This is a genomic window from Microbacterium sp. HSID17254 (assembly GCF_003989315.1).
Classification (GTDB): domain Bacteria; phylum Actinomycetota; class Actinomycetes; order Actinomycetales; family Microbacteriaceae; genus Microbacterium.
The window spans coordinates 108,813-135,224 of the sequence record NZ_RBLT01000010.1; the positions used below are offsets into that span (position 1 = coordinate 108,813).

The following is a 26,412-nucleotide window of genomic DNA, read 5'->3' on the forward strand; positions in this document are numbered from 1 at the left end:
TCCCATGGCTGAAGACCTGAACCCCGCTGCTCCCACCACTCCCGCCGCGCCCAAGCCGGCCACCGGTTCCCGGGTCGACCGTTCCTTCGCTCCCCGCCCGGCCGGTGACGAGTCCGCCGCCGGCACCACCACCATCGCCGACGGTGTGGTGGCCAAGGTTGCCGGTATCGCTGCCCGTGAGGTTCCCGGCGTGTACGCGCTCGGTGGCGGCGGAGCCCGCGCGCTCGGCGCGATCCGTAACGTCGTGAACGCGGACGACAAGGCCCAGGGCGTCAAGGTCGAGGTCGGCGAGACCCAGGCCGCCGCCGACATCACCATCGTCGTGGAGTACCCGATGCCCGTGCAGGACGTCGCCTCCAATGTCCGCGCCGCAGTCGCCGGCGCGATCAGCTCGCTGGTCGGACTCGAGGTCGTCGAGGTCAACGTCGAGGTCAACGACGTGCACCTGCCCTCGGACGACAAGAACGAGGAAGAGTCGCGCGTCTCATGAGCCCGACCGTGACCGGCGCCCTGCTGGGCGTCATCCTTGCCGTGTCGATCCTGCTGTTCGGGTTCTGGGGATTCCTCCTGGTCGCCTTGTTCATGGGGATCGGTGCGCTCGTGGGCCGAGTCGTGTCGGGCAAGCTCGACGTCCGCGGCCTCGCGAACGCGTTCTCCGGCCGGCGCACCTCGTAATGGTCGCGGCAGGAGCCGGTCACCCCGGCGGAGACCCCCAGCGGGTCGCCGCCGGGGCGGCCCCGGGGCGGATCACCGTGAAAGAGCGCGTCCTGGTCAAGATCGCCGAAGAAACCGCCGCGACCACCCTGAAGGTGGACCGTAGCGACGTGAACATTGACGTCGCCGAGGCGCGCGGTGGGATGGCGGTCACCATCCGTACCCCCCTCCCGATCCCGAACCTTGAGGACACGGCCGCGATCGCCGCTGGCCCCCCGGTGCTGCAGCGGGTCGCGGGCATCCAGGAGCAGCTGCGCGACCGCATCGGACGAATCACCGGCCGCGAGGTCACCCGGGTGAACGTCACCATCACAGGCGCCGTGATCGCCGAGCAGAAACGAGTCCGATGAGTACCCCCGCACTCCGGCGTGTGCTGCGCCGGGAATCCCATTCCCCCCGCACCGTCGCGATGGTTATCGCCGCGGCGCTGATGATCCTGGTGCTCGCCTACCTGGGCACGGAGATCGTCCTGTCCCTCCTCGCCCAGCCGGCGCTGCTTCTGGCTCCAGACGCGCAAGCACGCTTCCTGATCGGGCTGCCCACCGAACGACCCGGGTGGATCATCGTCCTCGCCGGTGCGGTGCTGGCGGTCATCGGGTTGGTGTTCCTGTTCTTCGCCCTTGCCCCCGGGCGCCTCCCCAAGCACCAGATGCGGTTCGGGGATCGGGCCGTCCTGGTCGATAACGGGGTGATCGCCTCGTCGGTCGCGCGGCACCTCAGCGAGGAGACCGGGCTATCCCGAGAGGACATCACCGTCGGCGTGTCCCACCGCACCGTCGATGTCACCCTCCGACCCGGCTTCGGCGTCCCGCTGGACGAAGCCCCGCTGAAGTCCATCGTGCAGACCGAGCTGGACACCTACGAGCTCACCCCGACGCTGAAACCTCGGGTTCGTGTGGAGCGCCCGAAACAGAACGAGGATGAGCAATGAATCGCACCAACCGTGCACTGAACAGGATTCTCCTGTTCCTAATCGGACTCCTCCTTCTCGCTATCGGTGCGGTGCTGATCACCATCATCGCCTGGCCCACCGCGACCGAGTACTGGACAGGAGCGACCGAAGCCGGACAATCCTGGCTGCAGGACGCCGTGGACCAGACTCGGATCGGCGCGACCGCTGTCAGCTGGATCGCGATCGCCGCGCTTGCACTGATCGTGTTCCTGGTGGTCTTGCTGATCGTCGCCCTCACCCGCATCGGCGGGGGCCGCACGCACACGGTGTTGCGGTCCACTGGGTCCCAGTCCTCTTTGGGACGGGTCACGGTGCAGGAATCCTTCGTCTCGGACGCGCTGAAACACTCCCTCACTCAACGGGACGAAATCCTGTTCTCCTCCGTCACCGCCAACGACATCCGCAAGCAGCCGGTGATGCACATCAGCGTCACCCCGAGGCAGAACACCTCGCCCCGGCAAGTCGTGAAGGACGTGGACCAGTTGGTCACCAACCTCGCCACCCTGACCGGCAAAGACACCCCCACCTACATCTCCGTGCACTCCGGACTGCGCGCCAAACTCGCGCACGACGAACGCCGCCTCGCCTGACCTCGGCTCCCCGGAAAGGAGAACCACCGATGCCCTATCTACGCATCCTGCTTGTCGCGGCGATCGCGTTCGGCGCGTACACCTTCGGCGCGCGCGCCGGACGCAGCCGCTACCGCACCATCAAAAAGAACGCGAAGAAGGCGTGGAACAGCCCCGGGGTGCGCTCCGCACGCCGCACAACCCGCGCAACAAGTAGGCGAGGCAGCCGGAAGCTCACTCGCGCGCTCAACAAGTAGGCAGGCACAACCATGAGTACCCACGACGAGAACGACCCCGACTACAACAGTGGGGAACGAGCATCGGAAGCAGTCGGCTCCACGACCGCAGAAATCAGCGCCGCCATTTCGGCAGCTGTAGATCGGGCACAGCAGGGTGTGGCGGCGGGGGTCGGCTGGGTGCGGGACACGTACGCGCACAACCCCACCCGGACGGTCACCATCGGCCTCCTCTCCCTCGCTGGCCTCCTCGCCCTGATCACCACCCTCACCCGCCGCAACTAACTACCCCCACCACCTACACGAAGGACACATCATGGGATTCCTCGGCTTTCTGCTCCTCGGCCTTATCGCCGGCGCGCTGGCAAAACTCATCCTCCCCGGCAAACAGGGCGGCGGCTGGCTGACCACCCTGCTCCTCGGTGTGGTCGGAGCCTTCCTCGGGGGCTGGCTGGGCGGGCTGATCTTCAACGCCCCCCTGCAGGACTTCTTCTCTCTGCAGACCTGGTTGCTCGCCATCGGCGGATCGATCCTCGTCCTGCTCATCTACGGCCTCATCGTCGGACGCAAGTCCAAAGCCTGACCCTCACCCGATTCAGCACCGTCTACAGATAGGACGCCACCATGGCTGGACGCAACACGCTCGTACGCTCGATGCACGACCTCGGACTTGCCGCCTGGTTCGGTGGAACCCTGATGGGCGCAGTCGGGTTGAACGGGGCGACGGCGAAAGCACACGACCCCGCCGAACGGCTCCGGCTTTCCTCGATCGGGTGGGCGCGGTGGGCGCCAGTACAGCTGGCCGCGATCCTCGTGCACGGCACCGGCGGGGCCGGGCTGATCCTCGGGAACAAGAGCAGGCTGGCATCCCAGCCCGAGGCGCGGACCAACACGAAAGTGAAACTCGTCCTTACGATCGCCGCGGCCGCCGCCACGTTGTATGCCGGGATCCTTGGCACGAAGATCAGCAAGCACGCTGATGCGGGCGGCGAAGGAGTCACCGAACCGAACCCGGACGCGCCGGACGAGCTGATCGCGGTGCAGCGTCAGCAGAAGGTCCTGCAGTGGGTGCTGCCCGCCCTCACCGGCGCACTCATCGTGCTCGGCGCGCAGCAGGGTGAGCAGCAGCGACCCGTCGTCGGGCTGCTGCGACGCCTCACCCACCGCTAATCCCGGCCTCGGCGGATCCGCCGCCCTCGGCTATAGCACAGCGCCTCGTCAGGAGAACGCATGCACGACGCATCGCACGACAAGAACAGCTCAAAAGCATCCGAGGATCACGACGACGCCACGGACGACAACACCGCTGCCGCTGCCGGGTCCGAATCGCCTGAAGAGGGGGCTGCGGCGATGGCCGCCGCAGAAGACGCCGTCATCGACACTGACGAGAAGTGACCACTCACGCCGCACCCGCGGCGCGAGCTCGCGAGAAGAAGGGAGACCCGCTCATGGGACTCGACGACAAGATCAAGAACGCCGCCCAGGACGCCACCGGGAAGGCCAAGGAGAAGATCGGCAACGCCACCGACAACGACAAGCTCGCTGCCGAGGGTATCGCTGACCAGGCCGACGCGAAGGTGAAAAAGGGCGTGGAGAACGTCAAGGACGAAGTCAAGTAATACGTCCCGTGGGAGAAAGGTGCTCCCTTCCTCCCACACCCCACCCCCGCTCGCCTGCGAAGGAGCAGATCATGACCGACCACGACAAGCCACTCTCGGACGAGAACTCGCTCGAGGGACCGGACGTGGAAGTGCCCACCCACGACCCAGAGGGCACCACAAAGCCCGACGGGCTCGGTGCGGATGGCACCATCCCTAACCACCCCGGCGGCGTCGCCGCCGGCCACACGGGCACCTCGTCCACCTTCGAACCCGAAGAAGACGAACACGCCGAATAGGCAACCACCCGGGCCGCACGAGAGGGGTGAGGATGCGATCTTGCGTCCCGCCCCTCGCTCGGTCGTCCGCATAGAGGAGTGCTCGATGACGCGTCGCCTGGCGATCGTGTGGAACCCTTCCAAAACCGACCAGGACACCCTCACCGAGGGCCTTCACGCCGCCCTCACCGACGCCCCCACACCTGAGGTTTTCTGGTGGGAAACCACCGAGGACGACCCAGGCGGGGGCGCTACCGGCCGGGCCGTTGAATGGAATCCCGATCTGGTGGTGGTTGCCGGCGGAGATGGCACGGTACGCGCCGTCGCCGAACACCTCGCCGGAATCGACACCTCCCTAGAGATGGGAATCGTGCCCCTGGGAACAGGGAATTTACTGGCCCGCAACCTCGACATCCCTTTGAACGATGTGCCGGCCGCGTTCGCCCGGGCACTCACCGGGCAGGCCCGTCCGGTGGATATCGGGTGGGTGGACGTGGACCTCGCTGCGGGGCACGAGCGACACGGGTTCGTGGTGATGGTCGGTTTCGGGATCGACGCGCACATGATCGACGAAACCAACGACGACCTTAAAGACAAAGTCGGCTGGCTGGCCTATGTGGAATCTCTCGGCCGTGCGCTGTCCGCCAGCGATATCGTGCCGTTTCACATCACCGCCGATGACCAGCCCACCCGCGACGAAGAGGGCCATACCCTGCTGATCGCCAACTGCGGCACCCTGCAGGGTGGGTTCACCCTGCTGCCTGACGCGGACCCGTCCGACGGGGAACTGGACTACCTGCTGCTCAGCGCGGAAGGGATCGTGCAATGGGCGGGAACGCTCAAGACGATGCTGTGGGACAACGGTCTGAAACGCCTCATCGGCAACAGTGAGGAGACCACCAGCACCCACACGGTCACCCACGCCCGCGCCCGCAAGCTCGAAGTGACCCTCCCCGAGCCGCGCCCGTTCGAGATCGACGGGGAGCAGATCGGTGATACGCACGCGTTCACCGTGACTGTGCAGCCGGCCGCCCTCCACATCCGCTAACCCACGCCCTCGCCCATCGCACAGACACCCGAGTGCGGCGGCGGGGGAGAATCCTGACCGGATCGGGGTCCCGACCTACACCTGACCCGCCCAGGCCCCCGGGCGGGTCAGGTGGCGGGCGGGTGTCGCACGTCGATGTGTTCGTGGTGCAGCGACTCGCTGAGATGGTGATCGGTCGTGTCCACCCTGACGTCCACGGTCACCTTCTCCACCGGGATCACCGCCAGAGAGATGACGGGCCGCTCTTCCCTCAGGATCATCACGATCGGTGGCCGTGTCCGAGTCCGTGGGGCGGCCAGCAGGTCTGGGGAGTTGTTCGAGGAGATGGGTGTGCGGGTGATCCGTAACTCCTCCCGCCGCACCTCAACTGTGAGGGTGCGCTGCTCGGTGACGATCACTTTCTCGACGTGCACCACCTCGCGCGGGATGGTTTCGATATGGACGTGTAGGTGCTCCTCATGCCGCACCATGCCGGCCGTGTCTTCAGTGGGGGCGTTCATCAGGGACGACGGGATGATGCGCCGGAGGCGCCACCTGCGCGGCGCGAGCGGACGAATTTCAGCACGAGGGGCAGAAGGATGGGGAGGAAGCGGAGCAGCGTGCGCATCAGCAAAGGGTCCTATCGAGGGGGGTGAGGCTGGTCCCGCTGGAGCGGGACCAGCCTCACAGTGTCGTGCGGTAGAGGGTTAGGCGCGCGGCGGCAGCGGAGGCCGCTGCGACTGCTGGGAGCGGGTCGCGTTCTGGACCTGATCCTTGGCCTGCTTGGCCTGCTCGGTGATGCTGGGCGCGTTCTTGGCCTCCTGCTGAATCTTCGGGGCCTCTTCCTCCGCCTTGGTCAGCATCGCTTCCCACCGCTGCTGCATGGGCTTGATCAGTCCGCCACCGGCACCGACGATGATCACCCCGGCGATGATCGCGAGCACCGCGATGAGGATCGGGGTGGTGACCGTGGTGGCGACCTCGATCTGGTTCAGCGCGGCGGTGACACCGAGGAACAGGATGAAGATCGCGACGATGTTGCCGAGGATCTTCCCGTAGGACAGCCCGCTGAGGGTGTTCTGAATGAGACCCTTCGCGCCGGCGGCAATCGCGGCGGTGATGACGATGATGATGATCGCGACGATGATCTTGGGCAGGAACGCGATGATGCCGGCGAGCAGATCGCTGACGGGGTTCGGTCCGAAGACTCCGAACGCGAACTGCAGCACGAACAGCACCAGGGTGTAGTAGACGATCTTCGCCACGATGTCAGAGGCGTCGAGCTTCGACTTCGACAGTGCCCTCTTGATGCCGCCGCGCTCGACGAGTCGATCGAAGCCCACCTTCTCGAGGAGCTTCTCCAGCCCCTTCGAGATGAGCTTGGCCACGATCAGACCGACGATCAGGATCAGCAGGAACAACAGGAACATCGGGACGAATGTGACGATGACCGTCAATGCGTTCTGCAGGATTTCAGGGAAATTCACGAGGATGACTCTCTTTCAGATAGGTGGTTGACACACCGAGTGGGCTCGAGGGGTCAGGAGTGGACTGCATTTCTTCGGGCGGGCTCAGGGTGTGAAGTCGTGCCGGTCAGGAGCCCGCTCTGAACTGACCGGCACGACAGGGTGGTCTACTGCGAAGGACGACCGTCTGTATCCGGGTCGACGAGTTCGATCTCTTCGTGAGACAAATCTGCGGTGACCTGCTGCTGCTCGGTGACCGTCTCTGTGCCGAGGCTGACGCGCTCGACGGGGACGGTTTCCTTGCTGGTGACGACACGTTCACCGGTGAGGACGACTTCATGCTCCTCAGAAGTGAGCTCCCCGCCCGCCATCGCGTCGCCGATGTTGGCGTCGGTGATGGCTTCCCGGGTGACGGTGACTTCCTCATGGCTGACCGGGACGGTCTTGGTGACCTGCTCGGTGACGATGTGCTTGCGCAGCCGGGCGCGTCCGGTTTCCACCTTTTCGGTGCCGACGTGCAGCTGCTCCTCGGAGCGGGTCATCGCGTCATCGGTGGTCGGACCGGACACGTCGTAGCCCTCGGTCGACTCGCGCGACTCTCGGGTTCCGGCGCCGGGGTCAGCATCCTGGTCGTACAGGGGCGCGTCCGAGGTGGTGGTGGGGGCGCTGTTGCCGTAGTAGGCGTACAGGGCGTCTTCTTCTTCGTGGCTGATGTTGCCGTCGCTGGAGATCCGCGGGGCGTCCTTGACCTTGTCCTTCGTGTACGAGACACGGACCTCGTTGCCGTCGAAGGAGGCGTCATCCAGGGGGGCGAAGGTTTCGGAGGTGCCGAACAGGCCGGTCTTGATGGTGACCCAGGTGGGAGTCTGTGCCTCCGCGTCGACGTAGACCTGTCCGACGGAGCCGATCTTTTGGTCATCGGATCCGTACACGTCGGCGCCGATGAGGTCGTTGAGGTTGTTGGTGTCGATCATGTCTGGTTCCCTCTTCCCCCGGGACGGGCGCCCGGGACATCAGTGATGGATGGAGACGAGGGTGTTAGCGGCCGAGGCCGGCTTGATCGACGCGGCGGTGGTAGCGCATCCCGGTAAGGCCGCCCAGGATGGCGCCGGCGAGGGCGACGAGGGCCGCGATAACGGCGGTGATGATGCTCCCGGCCGTCAGGGCGCCCTCGTTGACCGGGATGCGGGGGAAGCTGTTCAGATTGCCCAGAATGTTGAACTGGGCGCCTGCGACCGCGGTGACGATCGCAAGGATAACGGCGATGATGATCGCCCACAGCCACACCGCAACGCCCTGCTTCACACCGTCGAAGCGTGCCATCCGCCCCGCAACGTACCCGCCGCAGAAATACGCGACCAGCAGGATGACCGCCAAGACGATGGACCCGACGATGCCGACGGTGGCGGCGTTGTCCGCGGCAGCGTCGGCGGCCTGGTTCGGATCGACCTGGTTTCCCAGACCGATCGCGGTGCCGGTCGCCGCGAGCAGAGCGGTCAGGATCACCGCTGTCCCGGTGGCGGTCAGCCAGCCGAAGAACGCGGAACCGAACTTCATCCCACCGAACTGCTCCTTCTCCCGCGCCAGCACCTGCTCTCGGGTGGTGTCGCCACCTGTCACGGTGTGCGCGGCCGTCCCGGACGCGCGAGAGGTCGGAATCGGTTCGGGGCGGTCAAAGGAATTGGGTGTGCGATTGTCTGGCATCGGGTCTCCTCGTTCAGGTACGCCCACAGCGTGCAGGGGCGGGAGCGGCAGGTCTGCGGGCAACCCAAGACCTCGCAGACCAGTAGGGACCGCCCTAGGCGTATTTACGCTGTAAGCCTGGTCTGAGCGTACACCGTAAGTTGCACTCCGTCGATAATGCTGACGTTGCTGGTCTCTTTTCAGGGGAGTATTGACACGGAGGTACGCGCATGAGTAAGGGAACCGCAGGGTCGTCATCCCCTCGCCTGAGCCGCGATCTGATCGTGAGGAGCGCCCTCGAGCTGATCGACCGCTCCGGGGCCCACGGACTGTCGATGCGGGCGCTGGGGCAACAGCTCGATGTGGAAGCGATGTCGCTGTACCGGTACGTACATGGCAAGGAAGACCTTCTCGAGGGTGTCGTGGCGCTATTGATGAGCGACCTCACCGCAGCGTTGGAAAGAGAAGAGGGGCAGCACTGGCAAGCGTTCTTGCAGCTGGTCGCCCACGAGGTGCGCCGCATCGCCAGCGACCACCCGCTCGCCTTCCCCCTAGTCGCCACTCGGCATCCCGCGGCGCCGTGGCTTCGCCCCCCGCTGCGCAGCATCGAGGTCGTCAACACGTTCCTCAGCGCACTGATCGAGGACGGGTTCACCGACGCGCAAGCAGTAAGCGCCTACCGATCCTTCAGCAGCTTCCTCCTCGGACAACTCCTCCTGGAATCGTCAGTCCGCGGAGCCCAAACCGGACCGGTCGAAGAACCACTCGACGAGGGCGACGCGAGCATCCCGCACCGCGACGGGAACCTCTCCCTCGACAACGCGCCCGAAGTGAAACGGCTCCGCTCCCTACTGAGCGAAGACCGCAGTGAGGAAGAATTCGAAGTGTCCCTCGAGGTACTCCTTGACCGGCTCGACCGCGAACTCTCCCAGTAACCCCCGCGAGCTGCCCGCCATCCAACGCGGCTGACGGCTCAAAGCAGGGCCCGACGCGACGCTCCACCACATACGTTTTTTGGAGCGACCCGATCCAATATCCCTCGATGTCCTTACGGTTCGTGTTTCATGACCCCGAACCTGTCAAGCTCAACTAACAATGGCTAGCTGTACTGATCGGGGACGTTGATCAATCGCGTGAAGGGTGGCTGGTTGCCGCACGCTGTGTGGGGCCGGTGCTGGTTGTAGTGGTGCAGCCATTCCTTGAGTGCTTCTCGGCGTTGCTGCTCTGACTGGTAGCAGCGGGCGTAGGCCCATCCGTCAGCCATGGTCCGGTGGAAGCGCTCGACTTTACCGTTCGTCTGTGGCCGGTAGGGGCGTGTGCGCTGGGGAGTGATCGACAATTCCTCGCATGCGTCGCGCCAAAGATGCGACCGGTAGGCACCGCCGTTATCGGACAGGACTCGCTCGACTATGACCCCGCGGTTGGTGAACCACTCCACGGCGCGGTGGAGCACATCAACGGCGGTGGCTGCGGTCTCGTCGTCTCGAATTTCGGTGTACGCGACACGGGAGTGGTCGTCGAGAACGGTGTGCACATACGCGTACCCGAGCTTGGGGTTGTGCCACTTGCTGCGCGGTTTGTCGGGCGTGGCGGCACGGTTCCTCTCGCCTTGGCGGCGGCCGACGTAGCGCCACCCGCCGCCATCGGGGATGTTTCCCAGCTTCTTCACGTCCACGTGGACGAGCGACCCAGGGTGGGCATGCTCATATCGGCGAATCGGCTCGCCTGTCGCCCGGTCGACGTACGACAATCTGTTCAAGCGTGCGCTGGTGAGGATGCGGTGCACGGTCGACGGTGCAACCCCCAGCCGGACGGCGAGCTGAACCGGCCCCTCTCGCAACCTCATCCGAAGACTCACGCATCGCTTCGTGACTGCTTTGTTCGTCTTGTTCGGTGAACTCTTCGGTCGTGACGAGCGGTCGTGCATAGACTCACCGGCCAGGTAGCGATCGGCCCACCGCTTCACGGTAGGCCAGGCGACTTGAAAGCGGGCGGCGACCTCGCCGATCGGCCAGCCGTCATCGACGACGAGCCGGGCGACTTTGAGACGATGACGTGGAGTGAGTGCTGCGTTCGCGTGGGACACGATGCTCCTTAGAAGCGAAGAAGGCCAGTGGTGTCTTGCCACTGGCCTTCTCTAGATGGGTGGAGTCAAGGCCGTTACGCGACCGCGGTTCCTTCGAGTTCGATCATCTGGCCGGGGATCGCGAGACGGGTGACCTCGAGCATCGTGGTCGTCGGCGCGACCCCGGCGGCTCCGAGCCGACCGGCGAGGATGCCGTAGTGCGGGAACAGCGCGTCCACGTCGGTGGTGTAGACGTTGAGGCGGATCAGATTCGCCAGTGACATGCCCGCCTCGGTGAGCACGGCTTCGAGGTTGTCCACAGCCAGTGCGAACTGGGCCGCGATGTCCTCGTCGTGCTGGGGCCGGCCGTCGGCGCTCATCGCGGTCTGCCCAGAGATGTACAGCGTCCGCGACTCCCCGGATACGACTTCGCCTTGGTTGAACCCCAGCTCTTGCGACCACGTGACGGGGTTGATAGCTGTTCGTTCCATAAATGCTCCAATCGATGCGACTGCAGGCGCACGCGGCTGGATGGCCGCTGCTTCGATACCTGCTCAAACAGCCTTTCAATGAATCACGACACCTTGTGTCATGTTTTCTGGCGAGAATGGAACTGTGCGTGCGGATCGGTTGGTCTCCCTGGTGCTGCTGCTGCGCCAACGAGGTCGAATGACAGCAGGCGAACTTGCCCGTGAGCTCGAGGTGTCCACGCGCACGGTACTGCGCGACATCGAGGCCCTGTCCACGGCCAGCGTCCCCGTGTACGTCGACCGCGGCCGACGCGGCGGGTTCTCCCTGCTCGCAGGCTTCCGCACCGAGCTGACCGGCCTGAATCACGACGAAGCGCTCGCGCTGCTCACCGCCGGATCCAGCCGCGGCGAGAAGGTCTTCGGCCTCAGCGCACCGCTCGCATCCGCGATGCGCAAGGTGGTCGACGCGCTCCCCGAAGGCCACCGAGCGAACCTGGACGCCGCCGCCCGGCGGTTCCTGGTCGAGCCCCAGACCGACTTGCTCTCACGGCGACTGGTCTCCGAAGAGATGGCGGACGGGGTGATGAGCGAAGTCCGCCATGCCGTGCTCACCGGGCACAAGCTCCGCTTCGACTACGCAGCCCCCGGCAAGCCGCCTCGCTCCCACACCGTCGACCCGATCGGCCTGGTCACCGTCCGCGATCGGACGTATCTTCTCGCGGCCAAGTCCTGTGAGGACCGCACCTACCGGCTGTCCCGCATGCTGACCGCCGAAGAGCTCCGCGAACCAGCGGAACGTCCCGCCCAGGTCGACCTCGACCGTATTTGGGCTGAGCGCAGCGCTCAGTTCCTTTCCGAGAACCACATCCCTGTGCTCGTCAGGGTCGCACCGGCACGCCGGGACGAGCTGCTGAACACCGCGCGAGCACTCCGCGCCGAGGAACCCGAAGCAGACGGCTGGGTCAGGCTCGATGTCACGTTCGAGGACCTCAGGCATGCCGTTTGGGCAGTCTGGCAGGTAGGCACTGATGCCCAAGTCATCGCACCTGATGCCCTCCGAGAGGCCATCTCTGAGCGAGCACGAGAAATCGCCGCTCTATATCGGTCGTGATCGCCTCATTCGTTTGACAACCCAAGGCATCTTGTTCGATCAACGTCTCCGGTCAGTACATCTAGTCGCGTCCGACGCGGCACCGGACACGGGGGTCGTTGACCACTATCCCGGAGCAGATGAGTACACAGCCGTCCTCAAAGCCAACGCGCTGTCGCCCACATTGCCACACGACGTTGACGGGTTCCGCGCCTTCTACGATTCGTGTCGCGACTCCTCGTCGCAGACATTAAAGACGAGCTGCAGACCCAGAGTGGCGTGCTTCCGCAGCAGCGCTTCCGGTCGACATCTGATGTCGAACTTGGGGAAGGCGACCCCTAGGGCTAATCGGGGTTGGTCAGTACGCGATTCCGTGCATCCGGAAGATCGCTTCGACGCTTTCGCCGGCGTCGAGAGCGGAACGCACGACGCTGCGTGTCGCGATGTCGTGGATCGAGAGGAGTAACGTCTTCCCGTCGATCTGAGTGATTGGCCAGATCGCGCGATAGGCGGCAGCGTGGTTGTCGGCATAGTCGAGATAGCCGCGCAGCTTGTCTGACCAATCTTCGAGTTGGATGCCGTGGGGATCGATGATCGCCGGCTGGATGCCGCCTCCGACCTCGTGGAAAGTGACGAAGTCAGGGAACAGGCGTGCCCACGAGCCCGTCCCACTGTCGCGGTAAGGGATGCAGAGGGCGCGATCGCCTCCTGTGGGGTTTCGGTACCAAGCCACGAGGGTCGGTTCGTCGAGCTCAGTGCCCAGAACCTTGCGTTCGAGCCCGTCGGTTGCGGATGGCTTCTTCCAGTAGTGGCCATCTGCGTCTTGGTAGACGTGCTTTGGCCAGCGGTTCGCCTGGTCGTCGCGGATGTTGGCACGGAGTTGGTCGTCGGACGAGTCGGGGTCCATCCGTATCGAGACGGCATCCTCGATCGTGCCATCGGTGATGATGCCGGGGCACTGCGCCGGCTCCCTTGCTTCCGCCTGGATCCGTGCATAGCGGGACCAGTCAGCCTCGGGGAGAAGCGAGATCGCCTTTGCATGCTGCTTGAACCAGTCAGTCACGAGTGATGCGGCGGCAGCCTCGACGTTGTCCACTACGTGCTCCGTCAATGCAAGAGCAGCGACCGTGATCTTCGCCTCAATTGGGTCCTCGTCCGGATCCTTCTCTACGAGGTGTGCCCAATAGGACTCGGCTGTACCGTCTTTGAGCGCACGACTCGCTCGCTTGAAGACATCGTCGATGTTCTTGGCATCGAGGCGGGTTCCCGTCACGATTCGCTCCCCATCGATCACGGACCCGTCGATCGACGTCAGCAGCTCGAATACTGATGCACTCGACACGGACTCTCGCTTTGGCCCGAGCTCGCCGGAGGCAGCGAGCTTCCCCGCCTCGTCATCGAGCTTTCCGTTGAGGAATGCCGCTGCGTGGGAAGCCGCATTCGGACGGATGCCATCGTTCTCGAGGAGCGTTGCCAGCGCATGGAGACGCCGCACGTCCGGCGTCGAGGACTGGGACGGAACCGTGTAGGTGGGCAGTCCGGCGAGCACCTTGAGTGCCGCTTCCATCCCGCTTGGTGCGCTGTAGTCGAGGGTCAGACGTACCATCTCCGCGGTCGCGCCCGCCTCGCCTCCGGCGAACTGGCCGACGACCTGCATGACGGTTTTGCGGTCGAATCGCGGGAGGTAAGCCTGGACTCGGTTCAGCGATTCGTCGGACGCGATCCTTCTGGCGAGCGGCTGACGGACGATCCGGCCGATCAGTTGAGCGATTGGGGTGTAATCGACCGACGCGCGGAGCGAGACGAGCACTTCCGCGCGGGGGCAATCCCAGCCGGTGGTGATTGCATTCTTCGCCAGCACGACGCGCACGTGAGTTGCGTCCTGGATGTCCTGTGGGGGCATGTAGCGAACCGCCCTATGCGGTCCGAGGTCGATAGGGGCACGTTCGGCGAAGGTGTGCACGATGTTCGACGCGACGAGCCCGGGCCACTCCTGGGTGATGGCGTCAATCACTGCTCGCACGAGCTCGAGGAACTCGCCATCGTCGGAACGTTCATCGGGGAGCTGAACGACGAGCGCCGGCTTCACCGCGGCTTCCCCTTGCTGCTCCGCGTAGGACGCCCACCGCTGTTCGAACTCGAGTGTCTTCTGCACCGCCAGACGAACGAAGGTCGTGTCCGCTGTGACCTCGCCCTGCGCAGCTGCCGGCGCCAGCACGATCCGGTCCTTGACAAGCCCGGAGTCACGGACCTTCTCGATCGGGACGACGTAGTTCTTCCGGAACCGGTTCTGCTGCTCGAGTGCCTTGTTCAGCCGCTGCGCGGTGGCCGAGATCCCGATGAACACGGGGATCGGTACCTCACCGTTTATGATCTTGTTCACTACGGTCGGCGAGCCGCCCGGCTTCTCCGTCACCCCGTAGTGCGCCTCGTCGACGACCACCAGGAAGCGGCTCCCGCGCAATTGCACGGTGTTCGCGATCGTTTCCCAGATCGTGTATCGCTGATTGTCGGACCGTTTGGTGATGCGCGCAGACGCAGAGGCAGCCTGTGTGTTGAGGAAGTAGATAGCGCCCGCCTCGAAGTACTCCTCGTCAAACGAGGCGCCCTGCCCGATAAGGCGAATGTCGCTGATCTTCTCGCTGGCCTCCTGCATCTTGCGTGCAGTCTGGGCGTTCAGGCTCGGGTCGTTCGTCACCCACAGGACGGTGGTTCCGTCGATGGGATCCGTAAAGTCAGACCCGAAGATCAGCTGCTCGATGACCGACGTGGCGATCACAGTCTTCCCGGCTCCCGTAGCAGCTTCCAGCACGACCGCGCCGAGAAGCTCTGAGTCGTTGTCGTAGCGCGCTTGTGCCTTCTTGATTTCCGTGATCAGCGCCTCCGACGCAGTGCGTTGAAAGTCGAGGAGGTGGAACTTCACGGCTCAGCCCTTCCCATTGATCTCGAAGGAGTGCAAGTAGTCGGAGTAGAGCCTCGTGGTGTCCAGTCGGAGTTCCTGTGGTAGGTAGGCCATCGCCTCCTGGAACTCGCTCTCGGAGTCGGTCACCACGAATAGGTGACGCAGATCGCAGTCGTGGACGGCGATCGACTCAGCAAAGGCCTTCGCCTGTGCAGGAGCGAACAACACCCCATAGCGTGCACCGCTCGGAAGCGCCCACAGCCCTTCATCGCGTCGCCAGACGACTGGCCCGACGCCCCCTGCCTTCAACCACAGGAGCGGCGCCACGGCTTCGAACCGTCGCCCAAGAGCGATAAGGTTTTCGTCTTCGTAGGTCAATCTGTAGAAGGCAACGTTCTCGTTGAGGCCGTCGGAGAAGATGGATCCGTCAGCACGAACACCGGTGACCACTGTCTCAATTCGCCGTCGTGTGACACGCTCGAACACGCCCTGAGACTCCCACTCGTCGTCGCCTGGGCGGTAGCCTGCCGCGCGTAGCGATGTGGCCGTCTTTGACGAGAGCTCATTGTTGGTGATGGAAATCGACCGCCGAGTGCCACCATCCTGAGCGTTCAGTCTCATCACAGCTTCGGCAGTTGTTCCAGAGCCTGCGAAGAAATCGACGACGCAACCGTCGGCCGGACAAGTCATTCGGATCCACCGCATCAGAACCTCGTGGTCCTTGGGATTGGGGAATCGCTTGTCGCCCAAGATGCTCTGGAGGTGAAGAGTAGATGCCCTTCGATCACGCACGAAGGACGGTGCGGGTAGGGCCGTCATGTGATCCGAAAGCAGACGCTTGCGGGCCGGAACGTTGCCGCTCCCAAACACCACCATCTGCTCCTCGATGAGGCGGTCCATGGTGGCCCGGCCGACGGCCCATCCGTTCGGCGGGGGGTCGTACGTCCTGCCTGTCTGCGGGTTGGTAATGGGATATCGCAGATTGGGGCGCGGCAGCGAGTTTGCCAGATCGCCTTCGAGATAGATGCGTCCAAGCTCGTCAACCTTGTTGAATCGGGCGAGTCCGATCGACATCTCGCTTCGCTTGCCCTTAATGAATGCAGCCAACTCCCGCTGCGCTTCGTTGGGAGTCTTGCCTGCACCGATCGATTCCGAGACGAGCGCGATCATCTCGGGGGCGAGTGGCTTGGGGTCCTGGAAGCGCGGCACTCGTGACGCGTCGGCGCCGTAGATGAGCATGTAGTCCATGCCGCCGCCGGTGTGTTTTGCGAGTGCAGACACGCCGCCCTGCCAAGCAATGTTGGCTATGAAGTTCACCTCTCCGAAGATGTCGTCCAGAAGCATCCGGAGGCGGTGGTGTTCATCGTCGCCGATGGCCACGATGAGAACGCCTGTCGGCTTAAGCAGTCGCTTCGCGTGCCACAGCCTCCGCTCCATGAACGACAACCACTTCGAGTGCCGATAGGCGTCAATATTGACTACGAATCGGTCGTTGTAGATCCAGTCATCCGACCCCGTGTTGTACGGCGGATCGATGTAGATCAGGTCGACCTTGCCCTCGTGGGTGTATAGGAGGGTCTCAAGCGCGTAGTAGTTCTCGCCCTGGATGACGACTTGCGTCGGCCTGTCGCCGCCTCGATCGATCGCGCCGAGGGCCTCCAAGCCCGGATAGATCGGCACGCTGAAGTCTTTAACAACGACGAGCTCGTCGTACGAGAGCGTGGCGGGTTCGCTTCCTTCGATCGTCTGCTTCGCGGCGTCCACTGCAATGACTGATGCTGTACCGCCCCTGGTCGAGAGTACGACGTAGTTCTGCTTGTCGGCATCGGCGCGAAGTCGCACGATGTCGCCGCGCCGTGGCTTGGTTCCGGGAACCTCAAGGTCCTCCGGAAGGTGGCGCTGAAAGACGAGACCGAAGTCCTTACGCTCGACTAACTTGGCCACCTCTTCGGCGATCTGTGCCCTGAGGTGAGGATCGGAGATTCGCTCGATGAGGTTGTCGACGTGGGCCACGAGTTATACCGTACCGGCCCTCATGAGCGCCCGAGTTGCCTAGCGCGCCGACGCTCCTATGGGTGTCAAGCGGGGTGTTCGAGGCGTCGGCAGAGGTCGCGGGCTTTGTCGCCCTTGAGGCAGCGGATGATCTCACGTCGGGCGCGTCCTTGCTGGGTGCGTCCGTTGGCGTATGCGCGGGTAAAGTCGTCGTTGCGGATGTCGCGGTGACCGCGCCCACGTCAGCGACGAAGCGAGGCCACCGGCGACTACACCACGCTACGGCGCTCCACCCGGTGGTGCTCGGGGCATAGCACGGAAACCCACAAGTTGATGACGTACTGAGCGCCAGGAGCCCCGCACACCTCACAGGTCTCGATGCTCTCCCATTCGGCAGCGCGGATCGCCTCGTTGAATTGTTCGCTGTACTCGCTGAGGTCGTCAGACGGTGCGGCGTAGAACGACAGCGAACCGAACTTCGACTTGCACTGCTGTAGGACGTATCCCGGTGCGATCGTGCTCAGGTTGGCGTCGAGTCGCGCCAGCAGCGGGTACCAGCCGGGGCTGACGTCGAGGATCGGGGGCCATCCCGGCGCGATGCGGTCGATCAAGCGCTGCATGTCGGGTGGATACTCGCTCTGTTCCATCGTTCCGATCACTCACCTTTCGATCGAGGGTCTGCGATGGGCCGTTCCACGCGTTCGCATCCGTTCATAGTCGCGGGGTCCGACATTCCGTTCTCAAGCCTCGGCATCCCTGCAAGACGTGCCAGTTGTCGGAGCCGCGATCGTTCGCGGAACGCGCGCCCGACCCGCAAGCTCCGTGTGATGCCCTTGTCGAAGCTGATGAGTCCCCGCCGGCGCCAGTCGATGGTGACGTGACCTCGGAAAGCAGCGACAGCGCGCCGCCGCTCGATGAACTCCATCTCTCGACGAAAGGGTGCAGGTAGGCCATGGCTGTCCGGCATGAGGTGCGTGAACAGTTCCGCGAACGTCGGACCGAGGTTGGTGCGGCGCCGCGTCTGCGCGATGAAGATCGCCGCAGCCAGCGCCCAATCGTCGCCTGTGTCGTCGCCCGTGAAGGACTCGAACATGTAGGTCCACTCTGCAGGCGGTGGTACTTCGATGCCTCTCCACCAGATGGGGTACGAGTCGGATGCCATGGCCGCAGTCACATTCGCGGTCGCTGCACGGGCCTCGCCCGAGACGCGACCGGCAGTCATCGGGCTGGGCAGCACACGTGCAAGGAAGCGGAGGAGTCCGATGGGGCGTTGATTGTTTCGTATGGCCTCCGAAATTATGCCATACGGAATAGGCCATACCGATACGGCGGGATCGGGACCCTGAGGAGGTGGGCCACGGAGACGACATCGCTGACAGCGAATGGGCTGCCTACGCTCAGCGGTTGGCCACAGCGCTTCGACGCGCTCGCGAGGGTGCCGGGCTCAGCCAAGAACAGGTGGCATATCGCGCAGGGCTCACCCGCTACACCTACCAGAAGTATGAGAAGGGCGAGTCGCGGCCCGGACGCCCGGCGAACCCGACCTTGCGCACGGTCTTGGCGATCTCGCAGGTGCTGGGCGTTGTCGTCGAAGATCTCATCCCCGGCGACGTCCCGGACCTGCGGAGTCGCTGAAGGGCGCTGCTTCGATCCGCGCACCACTGATGGGAACGGCCGTTTGGCACGCGGGGCAGCCATCGCCCCCGCATCGACTCGCGACGGGCGCTTCCCAGATGTGCCCGTTCGTGCAGCGCCACCTGACCTTGCGATTCGACGTGACCTTGACGCGGCCGGGCGAACCGGCGTTGCTGCCATCCCACTCTGCGGCGAGATCCGGTCGCAATGTCAACAGGTCGTTCACACCTGAGACGGCATGAGTTCCCTTGCACACAGGGCACCCAGCGGGCCGTCGCCCCGTTCTGCTCGAGATGATCGCCTCCCAGACGTGACCTTTCGCGCACCTCCACTTCGCGCGACGGTCCGAACCCGGGGTCACATCCTGCGGGCCAAACATGTTCGACTCATCCCACTCGTGAGCGATCTCCGGGTGAAGCGTGGCGAGATCTGTTTCGCCGGCCATGACGCGATGACCGGAGCAGTACGGACATCCTTGACCGGCACCAGAGCGGGCGTAGACCGCAGCCTCCCATACATGCCCGTCTTCGCACTGCCAAAGCACCTTCTTTCCGGCATTGGGGCGGACCTGTTCAGGACTCAGGTCGTTGCTGCTGTGCCATTGAGCGGCGAGATCAGGTCGAAGAGTGGCGAGGTCGGTAACGCCCGGGAGGGCGCGCTTGCCAATGCAGTAGGGGCAGCCTGTGCCATTCACTCGGTTGGCGATTGCTGCTTGCCAGCTATGGCCGCACCGACCGGCCCACCAAACCCGCTTCATTGTGCGCGCACCGATGGCGCTCGGCGTCAGCTTGCCGTTGCGCTCGTGATCCCACTCGGCCGCGAGGTCGGGATGCAGCGTGGCGAGGTCGGTCTCGCCCGGAGTGGCGCGACTGCCGCAACAATAGGGACAGCCCGAACCGTTCCGCGCTCTGTTATTGATGGTGGCCATCCAGCGATGTCCCCGGCTGCAGAGCCAGGTGATGCGGCGGTTGGATCCGGGGCCAACGTGGTCGGGATCACCCGCATTTGCGCCAGCAGTCTTATCCCATTCCACGGCTAGATTCGGAAATTGGGTGCCGAGGTCAGTCTGGCCGGGCCAAGTGGACAGACCGGAGCAGTAGGGGCAGCCGGCTTGCGCTCGCACGTATGGAGTGGACTCCCAAGAGTGGCCAGAATCGCACAGCCACCATGCCTTCACCGAGGTGCCTGAAGGCTCCCAGGGGTCGCGAACAGAATCGTTTCGGCCCCAGTCCCATTCCGCGATCGCTTGCGGGCGCCGCTGAATCCATAGTGGGTAGACGGCAGTCGCATCGATGATCGTGGCGGTTTTGACGACGTCCAGGGGCACGATGAGTGGATCGACACGGGTCGCCCGAACCTCCCGGCGATGGGGGCGAAGCCACAGCACAATCCGCTCGACGAGAACTTGAATCGACCCGTGCATTGGCGGTAACGCATCGACAATGGCGGGACGGAGCTCGTCCGGAGGGAGCGAGATCCACCGTGCGACATCGTCCTCGTTGGACAGCGCCGTCAAGATGGCGATTGTCTCGACGAACAACGCCGCGCGTCCACGGATCTCGTGGTCGTCGAGGCACTGGATCAGCGCAGCCTTCCAGCCGGCGGGTTCGGTCAGCCACGCGTTGTCGCGCACCATTTCCCACACCCGGGCGTGCAATCCAGCGCCAACGCGGCCAGTCGCGACCAAACGCCTGAAGGTGCGCTCGGCGTTCGCCACTAGGGGGTCGAATGGCACGATGATCTGCGTCTCCGGCGTGGTACCGGGTCCTACCCAGACGAGCTGACCTGGGTGCCTTAGACACCAGTTCTCGCGATCGTGGGGAATTTGCTCCACTCGCTCACCTGCGGCGCAGAGGCGGCAGAGGAATCGTTCAGCGTAGCTCTGAGTCGGATTGGGCTGAGCTATGCGCTTGAGGCGGAGATAGTGGCCTTCGGGACGCCCGGCTGCGGCCTCGATTGTCCTCGCAGCAGCAGCCATGTTGACCCAAACGCGGTAGATGTACGGCCGAGCTTCAGTCGTCAGTCCGCGTTCGACGTAATCGAATGGAATGCCCGCGGCCGCGCATTGGCGCTGTGCGTACGATTTTGGCGTCTCGAATCTGTGCCATTTCGGGCGGATGGGCCACGCCCGGGCGTCGGTCACGCGGCCTCCACGAGATCGCCAATCTGAACCTTGTGTCGGATCCTCGTGGTCTGCCGAAGACCGTCTAAGACAGCGAACAACCGCTCTCGGGTCACCTTCTCACTCGTGCGCTCCGGATCATCGAGAATCGAGGCCATAAGGCGCTCTATGATCATCGCGAGCACCGAGAGGCGGCCGTCTGCGGCGGCATGGAGAGCCGGGGCGTTTCTTGTGAGCATGCCGGGGATGTGTTCACAAAGCGGCAGATTTCGGTCGAAAATCGCGACCCACCGACGCCAGAGCGCCATGCCCTCTTCGGTCCTGATGTCTACCCTCCGAAGCTCCACCAGATCGCACCGCATCGTGACCTGAAGGCCTTCGCCCGAACCAAAGGCCTTGCCGCTGGCGAGATTGATCCCAACTAGCACGACGGTGGCCGAAGACTCGTTCTGCAGTGCCTTGATCACGCTTGACGGCTCACTGCCTCCGAGGTTGTGTGCCTCATCGATGACGAGCAGCTTCGTGTGATGGACGTGCAGCAACTCGACTGCTCGTCGCCGGAGGTTGTCTGTCGTAATCTGCGTCGGCAAAGTGATGGTCGGAGCGAGGAACCGGATGATTTGACTGAGCAGCGCCTTGCCTGTCGCGTGGTCGGTCACTTCTACCCACACGACGGGCACCTCGCCGTTGTCGGCGTAGTCGGGAAACTTCTTGGCATGATCCTGTTCCACCGAACGCGCGAGGAGTAGCGCGAGCTCAGTCTTGCCGTAAAACATCGGAGCCGAGACCATGAGGCCTCGGCGGGAGTTCTTGCGGCGCGGGTTCGAGATGATGTGCTTGGCGAGGATCCGGGTGCTGAGATCTTGCTCGGGCGTCGGTACCCGAAGTGTCAGCCGCAGGTAGTCATCGCGCGCCTCGTCGTAGAGGCTGCGTTCGGATGCCGTCAGCGCGGTGTACTCCGCGAACGTTATGGCGGCCGGAGCAGCAGGAAGGGCTGTCAGGGCCTCGCGCAGTCCAAGGAGAGTTGTCTTCGTGTCGTGATGGAGGACGAGCGGTTCGACGATCATGGTCGGATCTCTTTCACCGTGACGATGTCGTACGCTGACGAACTCCAGTCGATGTCGGCGACGTCGATTGGATTGCTCCAATCGCGAAGCTCGATGGGGACAGGCTCGGCGAGCGGAACATCCAGCTCTTCGTCGCCCGCGGATCTCGCGGCAGCTTCACGCATCTGCCGTTGACGGGCCCGTTTGTCACTCCGCGCGCGCCGCTCGATCTCATCGAGAAACTCTGCTGTCTTCGGGATCTCTCCCGGCTCACCTGTGCCGAAGCGATCGACCAGCTTCACCTGGGCTTCGGCAACCATCCATGCGCCCCGGTCGTCGATCAGTTTGTCCCAGCACTCGATCCATTCCCCCGTCTCGGGATGCTCGACCCACACTGCGTTCGAGTTGTGCGGGTCGTAGCGGATGTCGAACTGTCGGGCCTGTCGTGAACCGGCCGCAGCGCCCGTTAGCGATCGATTGCGCAGATCAGCCAGTAGCGGAGAGTCGTACAGGCGGTTCCTAAATGCGATCCCTTCCTTGCTGATCACACGGGGCTCGCTGGGGAGCAGCGCGAAGAAGTCCTCTGCGCGGAAGGGCAACTGAACGCCCGGGCCGACTTCGAAAAGCGCCGCGTACATCTGGTTTGGCGTCCACTTCCGGCCGGGGAACAGGGGCGATCTCAGCCCACCGTGCTGCTTGTTCAGGAACACCGTCGTGATCCAAACGTCGAAGGCGAGTCGTACGGAATCAAGGGTGAGGATTGGAGCGTCGTGCTTTCCTCGGTTGTGCACGGCGTTGCCGGTTGAGCCGGCCAGCCACGTAGCGAAGTCCGAAGAGGTCGTCCCGAAATTGCGCTCCACGTGCGGTTTGACCGTCGGAGCGTTGGGCGGCGCGAGAACGAGATTGATCCCGAACGCACGGCACGCTGCCTCAAACGTGGCCGAACGGAAATCGGCCCCGCCATCGATGGTGATCGAGTGCGGGAAGATCCAGGGCACGGCGAGCGAGTCATCATCGAGGTAGGGGTTGATCTTCTTCATTAGCTCGACGGGCAGCGTCGCTGAGCCGGCGAGAGCCGCAGCAGCTGAGCCTGGAACGGCCCTTCGCCCGACGATCGCCCGCGCCAGCAGCAGTGCGTGGTCGTGGCCGTTAGGTGAATCAGCGTGGATCGCCCAGGCCAGCGGAACCCTGCTACCCACGCAGAAGAGCGCCGTCGCCGTAGGGCGGAAGATGTTGCCTTTCTCATCCCACACCTGCACGTCCAGCTTCGTCGAGTCGATCTCGCAGACTTGGCCGAGCCTGTGCGCGCTGCCCGAAAAGTATTCGCGATCGGGGCTATTGGAGGCAGTCCGCCGGCTCGTTGCCTTTCCGAAGGTGTATCGGCCGGCGTCGCGCTCATTGATGTATCCCTGGAGCGTCGTGCCCTTGATCTCGCAGATCGGGTCGCCCGGGTACATGGCCTGCAAGGCCCGCCGAACGAGCTCGGCGCAATGGCGCCGGCTGCTCGTCGACATGTTGACTCGGCTGTCGAGTTCGCGGTCGATGATGGCCACCAGGCGCGGATCGGCCTTCGCGATCATCAACCGCTTCCTGCTTTTCGGATGCAGACGCGCATCCACGCCAGCGACGCCCTCCGACCGGTAGTCGTTCCAGAAGTTGAACCATCCCTTTCGTGACCTCCCCAGCGTTGTCCCGGCCAGCTCTTCAATTTTCGATGCGATCCGCTGCTCCTGCGTCGTCGTGGAAAGGTCGTACTGCGGACGTGGGGCTGTCGCGGTCGGATCCATGGGAACGCCACGAAACACCTCCAGCAGGTGCTTCTCCATGTCGAGCACATCGGCCGGCCAGTCGCCTGAGATCCTTCGAAGAGGAGTGTTTGAGTCGCGCCGGGCTGTGCCGGCGTGCGAGAGCAGCTCTGGCATCGACAGACTAAGCCAATCGTCGGCGGTCCCGTCGCGACGGAGCCTAGCCTCGATCCCGCGGCGGACGCTTTCCCAGACCCAGACCTCACCGTCGATCTCGACGGTGTCGCCGAGGCGAAGCTTGTACTCCTCAGACATCACGCTGCCTTTCGTCCAGGTAGTGAATCTGCAGTGGTGTAGACGGTTTCGCTGCTGAAGACCGCAGCCAGGTCCAGATTGAGCAAGCGTCGCCACGCCATGTTGTCGACCCATGCGCACGCGAGAGGTGGGCAGTCTGGCGCGATGATTCGGCATAGCTCGCCGCGGGGACGGCCGCCGGCGGCGAGTTCGAGGATCCGGGACTCTGTCGCGGGTGCGGGTCGGCACCGATCATGGCGCGACGCCGACAGACAGTCGAGGTTGGCTGTCGCGCGGTTGTCGTGGCCCGTGAGCACCTTGTAGCGCCAGCCGAGTGCGCCGCAGATCGTCGCTGTTTCATCGAACTGGACTCGTGCATGTTCATCAATGCGCGCTGCGGGACGCACATCGAAAAGCCCGAAGCTTCCGTCAGTGAATAGGGCCAGGAGGTCAGGGATGTGCGAGTCCCCGGAAAGTCTCGTGCCATGCCCGAAGGCGACGGCAAGTGGCTGCGACCACAGCCGCTCCACTTGCCCGCTGTAGTCCAGCCAGAGGACTTCCCAGCGCTCCAACTGAGACTCGCACCACACATGCGATCCAGTGCGCTGCCAGTAATACATGGCCGGGGTGAATCGATGGCGGACGCCCTTCGACTTGCGAACCCTCATTGGGTCGATCCCTGCCCAGTCCCTGTGGCCGAGCTCTCGATCGACGACTGCCCACTCCTGGAGCCCGGCCGTCGTCCGGCCATTGTCTGTGCGAGGGATCCAATGCAGCTCGGTAGACGACGTGCGCCGTCGGGGGGTGATCGGCTTTGCCTCATCGACTGGCCGCATCGCAGCCCCTCTCGCACGTGATCCGCGTTCGGATGATGCGAAGACGAAGGGGCTACCGGAGCCCCGTCGCTCCTGTATCTGGTGCTGATGTTCCTCCCGAGAGAGCCGGTCACGTCGGTAGGCATCGGCGTTTCCTGACACACGGTGTCACGACAGCAAGGCCGTGTGTCATCTAAAGGCCGGTTGTGTCACCGGAACGCGTTCCCGACAGAAAAACTCTTGACACGCTCGCGACGCGGGTCTAACGTACAACCAAATGGTTGCACAAATGGAGTTGAGCGAAGCGGAGGTCGACCGTGTGTTCCACGCACTGGCGACGTCGACCCGGCGGGACATCCTGCGCCGGACGATCGAGCGGGAGCAGTCCGTCTCGACCCTCGCCTCCGAGTACGAGATGTCGTTCGCCGCGGTCCAGAAGCACGTGGCCGTGCTCGAGGCGGCGAACCTCATCGTCAAGCGCGCCGAGGGACGCGAGCGGCTCGTCCGCGCGAACCCCGAGATGATCGCCCGCGCCAGGGCGCTCCTCGCCCGATACGAAGAGCTGTGGCGGTCGCGCATCGCCCGGCTCGACGATCTCCTGGCCGAGCCCTCCCCGCCCGCGGGGGAGCGACCGGCCTCCACCGACCCCACCAGCAGTCAACGCAACGAATCGCAAGGAGACTGACATGCCTGTCACGGACATCATCACGGATGCCGAGAACCTCACCATGACCGTCGTCGCCGACCTCGCCGCGCCCGTCGAGCGCGTCTGGGCCGCCTACACCGACCCGCAGCAGCTCGAGCGGTTCTGGGGTCCTCCCGGGTGGCCGGCCACCTTCACCCGGTGGGACCACACCGTCGGCGGGCGAGCCGTCTACACGATGAACGGTCCCCGCGGGGAGAAGGCCTCCGGCACCTGGGAGTTCCTGGAGATCGACGCGCCGCGCAGCTTCACGGTGCTCGACTCGTTCGCCGATGAGGAGGGCACGCCGGACGCCAACCTCCCCTCCATGCGCATGACCTTCACGTTCGAGCCGACGGCCGAGGGCACGCGCATGGTCAACACGAGCCACTTCACGTCTGCCGAAGCGCTCGAGCAGGTCGTCGCGATGGGCGCCGTGGAGGGCACCCGGATGGCCATGGCCCAGCTCGACGCCGTGCTGCAGGACCTCCGCGACTACGCACAGGGCAAGGGCACCCGGGTGGAGCTGCTGGACGACACGCACGTGCGTATCACCCGCCTCGTCGAGGGTCCGCGCGAGCTGGTGTGGCGTGCCCACTTCGAGCCCGACCTCATCCGGCAGTGGATGCTCGGCCCGGACGGGTGGGAGATGACCGAGTGCGTGTCGGCGACCGAGGTCGGCCAGTCGTACCGGAACTCCTGGGCACCAGTGGGCGACACGGAGGGTGAGCCGTTCGGATTCGAGGGGGAGGCGCTGCTGATCGACGCCCCGAAGCGCGCCGTCACCACTGAGCGGATGCAGGGCATGCCGACCGAGACGCTCAACGACCTCAACCTCTACGAGGAGGACGGCGCGACCCTCGTCACGGTGCTCATCGAGTACCCGGACAAGGAGACGCGGGACATGATCCTCGCCACCGGCATGGCCGACGGCATGGAGGCCTCGTTCGCGCGACTGGAGCGGGAACTGCTGTCCGTCTGACACCCAGGCACTCGCGCCGAAACAGGCGGTTCTCGTGGAGAGCCGCCTG

Annotated in this window: 32 protein-coding genes; 18 read left to right on the plus strand and 14 right to left on the minus strand. The window is 64.4% G+C overall.

Annotated features, from left to right (window positions below; translation table 11 throughout):
* The first annotated feature begins 4 nt into the window (after positions 1-4).
* From D8M34_RS08280 to D8M34_RS08335, 13 genes are all read left to right on the plus strand, one after another.
* On the plus strand, positions 5-490 hold the full coding sequence (locus tag D8M34_RS08280; protein ID WP_126893720.1) for an Asp23/Gls24 family envelope stress response protein: 486 nt from the start codon (positions 5-7) through the stop codon (positions 488-490).
* Positions 487-675 carry a DUF2273 domain-containing protein gene (locus D8M34_RS08285; RefSeq protein ID WP_058632868.1) on the plus strand — a complete coding sequence of 63 codons (189 nt, stop codon included), beginning with the start codon at positions 487-489 and terminating at the stop codon, positions 673-675. Before D8M34_RS08280 ends, D8M34_RS08285 begins: the two co-directional genes overlap by 4 nt.
* A gap of 77 nt (positions 676-752) precedes the next feature.
* Positions 753-1,064, plus strand: a complete 312-nt coding sequence (locus tag D8M34_RS08290) for an NTP pyrophosphohydrolase (RefSeq protein ID WP_126893721.1) — start codon at positions 753-755, stop codon at positions 1,062-1,064.
* Positions 1,061-1,645 carry a DUF6286 domain-containing protein gene (locus D8M34_RS08295; protein ID WP_126893722.1) on the plus strand — a complete coding sequence of 195 codons (585 nt, stop codon included), beginning with the start codon at positions 1,061-1,063 and terminating at the stop codon, positions 1,643-1,645. Before D8M34_RS08290 ends, D8M34_RS08295 begins: the two co-directional genes overlap by 4 nt.
* Positions 1,642-2,256 carry a hypothetical protein gene (locus D8M34_RS08300; protein WP_126893723.1) on the plus strand — a complete coding sequence of 205 codons (615 nt, stop codon included), beginning with the start codon at positions 1,642-1,644 and terminating at the stop codon, positions 2,254-2,256. Before D8M34_RS08295 ends, D8M34_RS08300 begins: the two co-directional genes overlap by 4 nt.
* A gap of 29 nt (positions 2,257-2,285) precedes the next feature.
* Entirely contained in the window at positions 2,286-2,492 is a 207-nt protein-coding gene (locus D8M34_RS08305; RefSeq protein WP_126893724.1) for a hypothetical protein, read from the plus strand.
* Positions 2,493-2,504: 12 nt separating this feature from the next.
* Positions 2,505-2,756, plus strand: a complete 252-nt coding sequence (locus tag D8M34_RS08310; RefSeq protein ID WP_126893725.1) for a hypothetical protein — start codon at positions 2,505-2,507, stop codon at positions 2,754-2,756.
* Between the two features lie 31 nt (positions 2,757-2,787).
* Entirely contained in the window at positions 2,788-3,054 is a 267-nt protein-coding gene (locus D8M34_RS08315; protein ID WP_126893726.1) for a GlsB/YeaQ/YmgE family stress response membrane protein, read from the plus strand.
* A gap of 41 nt (positions 3,055-3,095) precedes the next feature.
* A complete protein-coding gene (locus D8M34_RS08320; RefSeq protein WP_126893727.1) occupies positions 3,096-3,641 on the plus strand; it encodes a hypothetical protein in 546 nt (181 codons plus the stop codon).
* A 60-nt stretch (positions 3,642-3,701) separates the two neighbouring features.
* Complete coding sequence (locus tag D8M34_RS19345; protein WP_153245000.1) at positions 3,702-3,866, plus strand: hypothetical protein; 165 nt, start codon at positions 3,702-3,704, stop codon at positions 3,864-3,866.
* Positions 3,867-3,919: 53 nt separating this feature from the next.
* Positions 3,920-4,090, plus strand: a complete 171-nt coding sequence (locus D8M34_RS08325; protein WP_126893758.1) for a CsbD family protein — start codon at positions 3,920-3,922, stop codon at positions 4,088-4,090.
* Positions 4,091-4,161: 71 nt separating this feature from the next.
* Complete coding sequence (locus D8M34_RS19205; protein WP_126893728.1) at positions 4,162-4,368, plus strand: hypothetical protein; 207 nt, start codon at positions 4,162-4,164, stop codon at positions 4,366-4,368.
* Positions 4,369-4,453: 85 nt separating this feature from the next.
* Positions 4,454-5,395, plus strand: coding sequence for a diacylglycerol/lipid kinase family protein (locus D8M34_RS08335; RefSeq protein WP_126893729.1), 942 nt, complete (start codon positions 4,454-4,456; stop codon positions 5,393-5,395).
* A 107-nt stretch (positions 5,396-5,502) separates the two neighbouring features.
* Here the strand turns inward: D8M34_RS08335 and D8M34_RS08340 are convergent, their stop codons facing one another.
* The 4 genes from D8M34_RS08340 to D8M34_RS08355 form a co-directional block, all read right to left on the minus strand.
* Complete coding sequence (locus D8M34_RS08340) at positions 5,503-5,895, minus strand: YsnF/AvaK domain-containing protein (RefSeq protein WP_126893730.1); 393 nt, start codon at positions 5,893-5,895, stop codon at positions 5,503-5,505.
* Between the two features lie 186 nt (positions 5,896-6,081).
* Positions 6,082-6,861, minus strand: a complete 780-nt coding sequence (locus tag D8M34_RS08345) for a mechanosensitive ion channel family protein (protein ID WP_202976259.1) — start codon at positions 6,859-6,861, stop codon at positions 6,082-6,084.
* A gap of 146 nt (positions 6,862-7,007) precedes the next feature.
* Positions 7,008-7,814 (minus strand): DUF2382 domain-containing protein, encoded by an 807-nt coding sequence (locus D8M34_RS08350; RefSeq protein ID WP_126893731.1) that lies wholly within the window; start codon positions 7,812-7,814, stop codon positions 7,008-7,010.
* 64 nt (positions 7,815-7,878) lie between these two features.
* Entirely contained in the window at positions 7,879-8,544 is a 666-nt protein-coding gene (locus D8M34_RS08355) for a hypothetical protein (RefSeq protein WP_238695623.1), read from the minus strand.
* 209 nt (positions 8,545-8,753) lie between these two features.
* Between D8M34_RS08355 and D8M34_RS08360 the strand changes: the two genes are divergently transcribed.
* On the plus strand, positions 8,754-9,458 hold the full coding sequence (locus D8M34_RS08360) for a TetR/AcrR family transcriptional regulator C-terminal domain-containing protein (protein WP_126893732.1): 705 nt from the start codon (positions 8,754-8,756) through the stop codon (positions 9,456-9,458).
* A 164-nt stretch (positions 9,459-9,622) separates the two neighbouring features.
* Here D8M34_RS08360 and D8M34_RS08365 read toward each other — a convergent pair whose 3' ends face one another.
* Entirely contained in the window at positions 9,623-10,609 is a 987-nt protein-coding gene (locus D8M34_RS08365; RefSeq protein WP_126893733.1) for an IS481 family transposase, read from the minus strand.
* 74 nt (positions 10,610-10,683) lie between these two features.
* Positions 10,684-11,079: a RidA family protein gene (locus D8M34_RS08370; protein ID WP_126893734.1), complete on the minus strand. Its 396-nt coding sequence runs from the start codon at positions 11,077-11,079 to the stop codon at positions 10,684-10,686.
* A gap of 124 nt (positions 11,080-11,203) precedes the next feature.
* Between D8M34_RS08370 and D8M34_RS08375 the strand changes: the two genes are divergently transcribed.
* Positions 11,204-12,169, plus strand: a complete 966-nt coding sequence (locus D8M34_RS08375; RefSeq protein ID WP_126893760.1) for a helix-turn-helix transcriptional regulator — start codon at positions 11,204-11,206, stop codon at positions 12,167-12,169.
* A 337-nt stretch (positions 12,170-12,506) separates the two neighbouring features.
* Here D8M34_RS08375 and D8M34_RS08380 read toward each other — a convergent pair whose 3' ends face one another.
* The 4 genes from D8M34_RS08380 to D8M34_RS08395 all read right to left on the minus strand — a co-directional run bounded on the left by D8M34_RS08380 (position 12,507) and on the right by D8M34_RS08395 (position 18,135).
* A complete protein-coding gene (locus D8M34_RS08380; protein ID WP_126893735.1) occupies positions 12,507-15,071 on the minus strand; it encodes a DEAD/DEAH box helicase in 2,565 nt (854 codons plus the stop codon).
* A 3-nt stretch (positions 15,072-15,074) separates the two neighbouring features.
* Positions 15,075-17,063, minus strand: a complete 1,989-nt coding sequence (locus tag D8M34_RS08385) for a site-specific DNA-methyltransferase (protein ID WP_126893736.1) — start codon at positions 17,061-17,063, stop codon at positions 15,075-15,077.
* Between the two features lie 248 nt (positions 17,064-17,311).
* Positions 17,312-17,662, minus strand: a complete 351-nt coding sequence (locus tag D8M34_RS08390; protein WP_126893737.1) for a hypothetical protein — start codon at positions 17,660-17,662, stop codon at positions 17,312-17,314.
* Positions 17,663-17,697: 35 nt separating this feature from the next.
* A complete protein-coding gene (locus D8M34_RS08395; RefSeq protein ID WP_126893738.1) occupies positions 17,698-18,135 on the minus strand; it encodes a hypothetical protein in 438 nt (145 codons plus the stop codon).
* Between the two features lie 257 nt (positions 18,136-18,392).
* On the opposite strand from D8M34_RS08395, the gene D8M34_RS19765 reads away from it, so the two are divergent.
* Entirely contained in the window at positions 18,393-18,677 is a 285-nt protein-coding gene (locus D8M34_RS19765) for a helix-turn-helix transcriptional regulator (RefSeq protein ID WP_126893739.1), read from the plus strand.
* On the opposite strand, the gene D8M34_RS08405 is transcribed toward D8M34_RS19765, so the two are convergent.
* Genes D8M34_RS08405 through D8M34_RS08420 form a run of 4 tightly spaced genes read right to left on the minus strand, consistent with a single transcriptional unit; the run spans position 18,640 to position 24,552 of the window.
* Positions 18,640-20,820: a zinc-ribbon domain-containing protein gene (locus tag D8M34_RS08405; RefSeq protein ID WP_126893740.1), complete on the minus strand. Its 2,181-nt coding sequence runs from the start codon at positions 20,818-20,820 to the stop codon at positions 18,640-18,642. The genes D8M34_RS19765 and D8M34_RS08405 overlap by 38 nt on opposite strands.
* A complete protein-coding gene (locus D8M34_RS08410; RefSeq protein ID WP_126893741.1) occupies positions 20,817-21,866 on the minus strand; it encodes a TniB family NTP-binding protein in 1,050 nt (349 codons plus the stop codon). Before D8M34_RS08410 ends, D8M34_RS08405 begins: the two co-directional genes overlap by 4 nt.
* Complete coding sequence (locus D8M34_RS08415; protein WP_161973050.1) at positions 21,863-23,905, minus strand: Mu transposase C-terminal domain-containing protein; 2,043 nt, start codon at positions 23,903-23,905, stop codon at positions 21,863-21,865. Before D8M34_RS08415 ends, D8M34_RS08410 begins: the two co-directional genes overlap by 4 nt.
* Positions 23,905-24,552 carry a TnsA-like heteromeric transposase endonuclease subunit gene (locus tag D8M34_RS08420; RefSeq protein WP_161973051.1) on the minus strand — a complete coding sequence of 216 codons (648 nt, stop codon included), beginning with the start codon at positions 24,550-24,552 and terminating at the stop codon, positions 23,905-23,907. The genes D8M34_RS08415 and D8M34_RS08420 overlap by 1 nt, the downstream gene beginning before the upstream one ends.
* 436 nt (positions 24,553-24,988) lie before the next feature.
* On the opposite strand from D8M34_RS08420, the gene D8M34_RS08425 reads away from it, so the two are divergent.
* Complete coding sequence (locus D8M34_RS08425; protein ID WP_238695624.1) at positions 24,989-25,384, plus strand: ArsR/SmtB family transcription factor; 396 nt, start codon at positions 24,989-24,991, stop codon at positions 25,382-25,384.
* A gap of 1 nt (position 25,385) precedes the next feature.
* Positions 25,386-26,363: an SRPBCC family protein gene (locus tag D8M34_RS08430; RefSeq protein WP_126893745.1), complete on the plus strand. Its 978-nt coding sequence runs from the start codon at positions 25,386-25,388 to the stop codon at positions 26,361-26,363.
* The last annotated feature ends 49 nt before the right edge of the window (positions 26,364-26,412 follow it).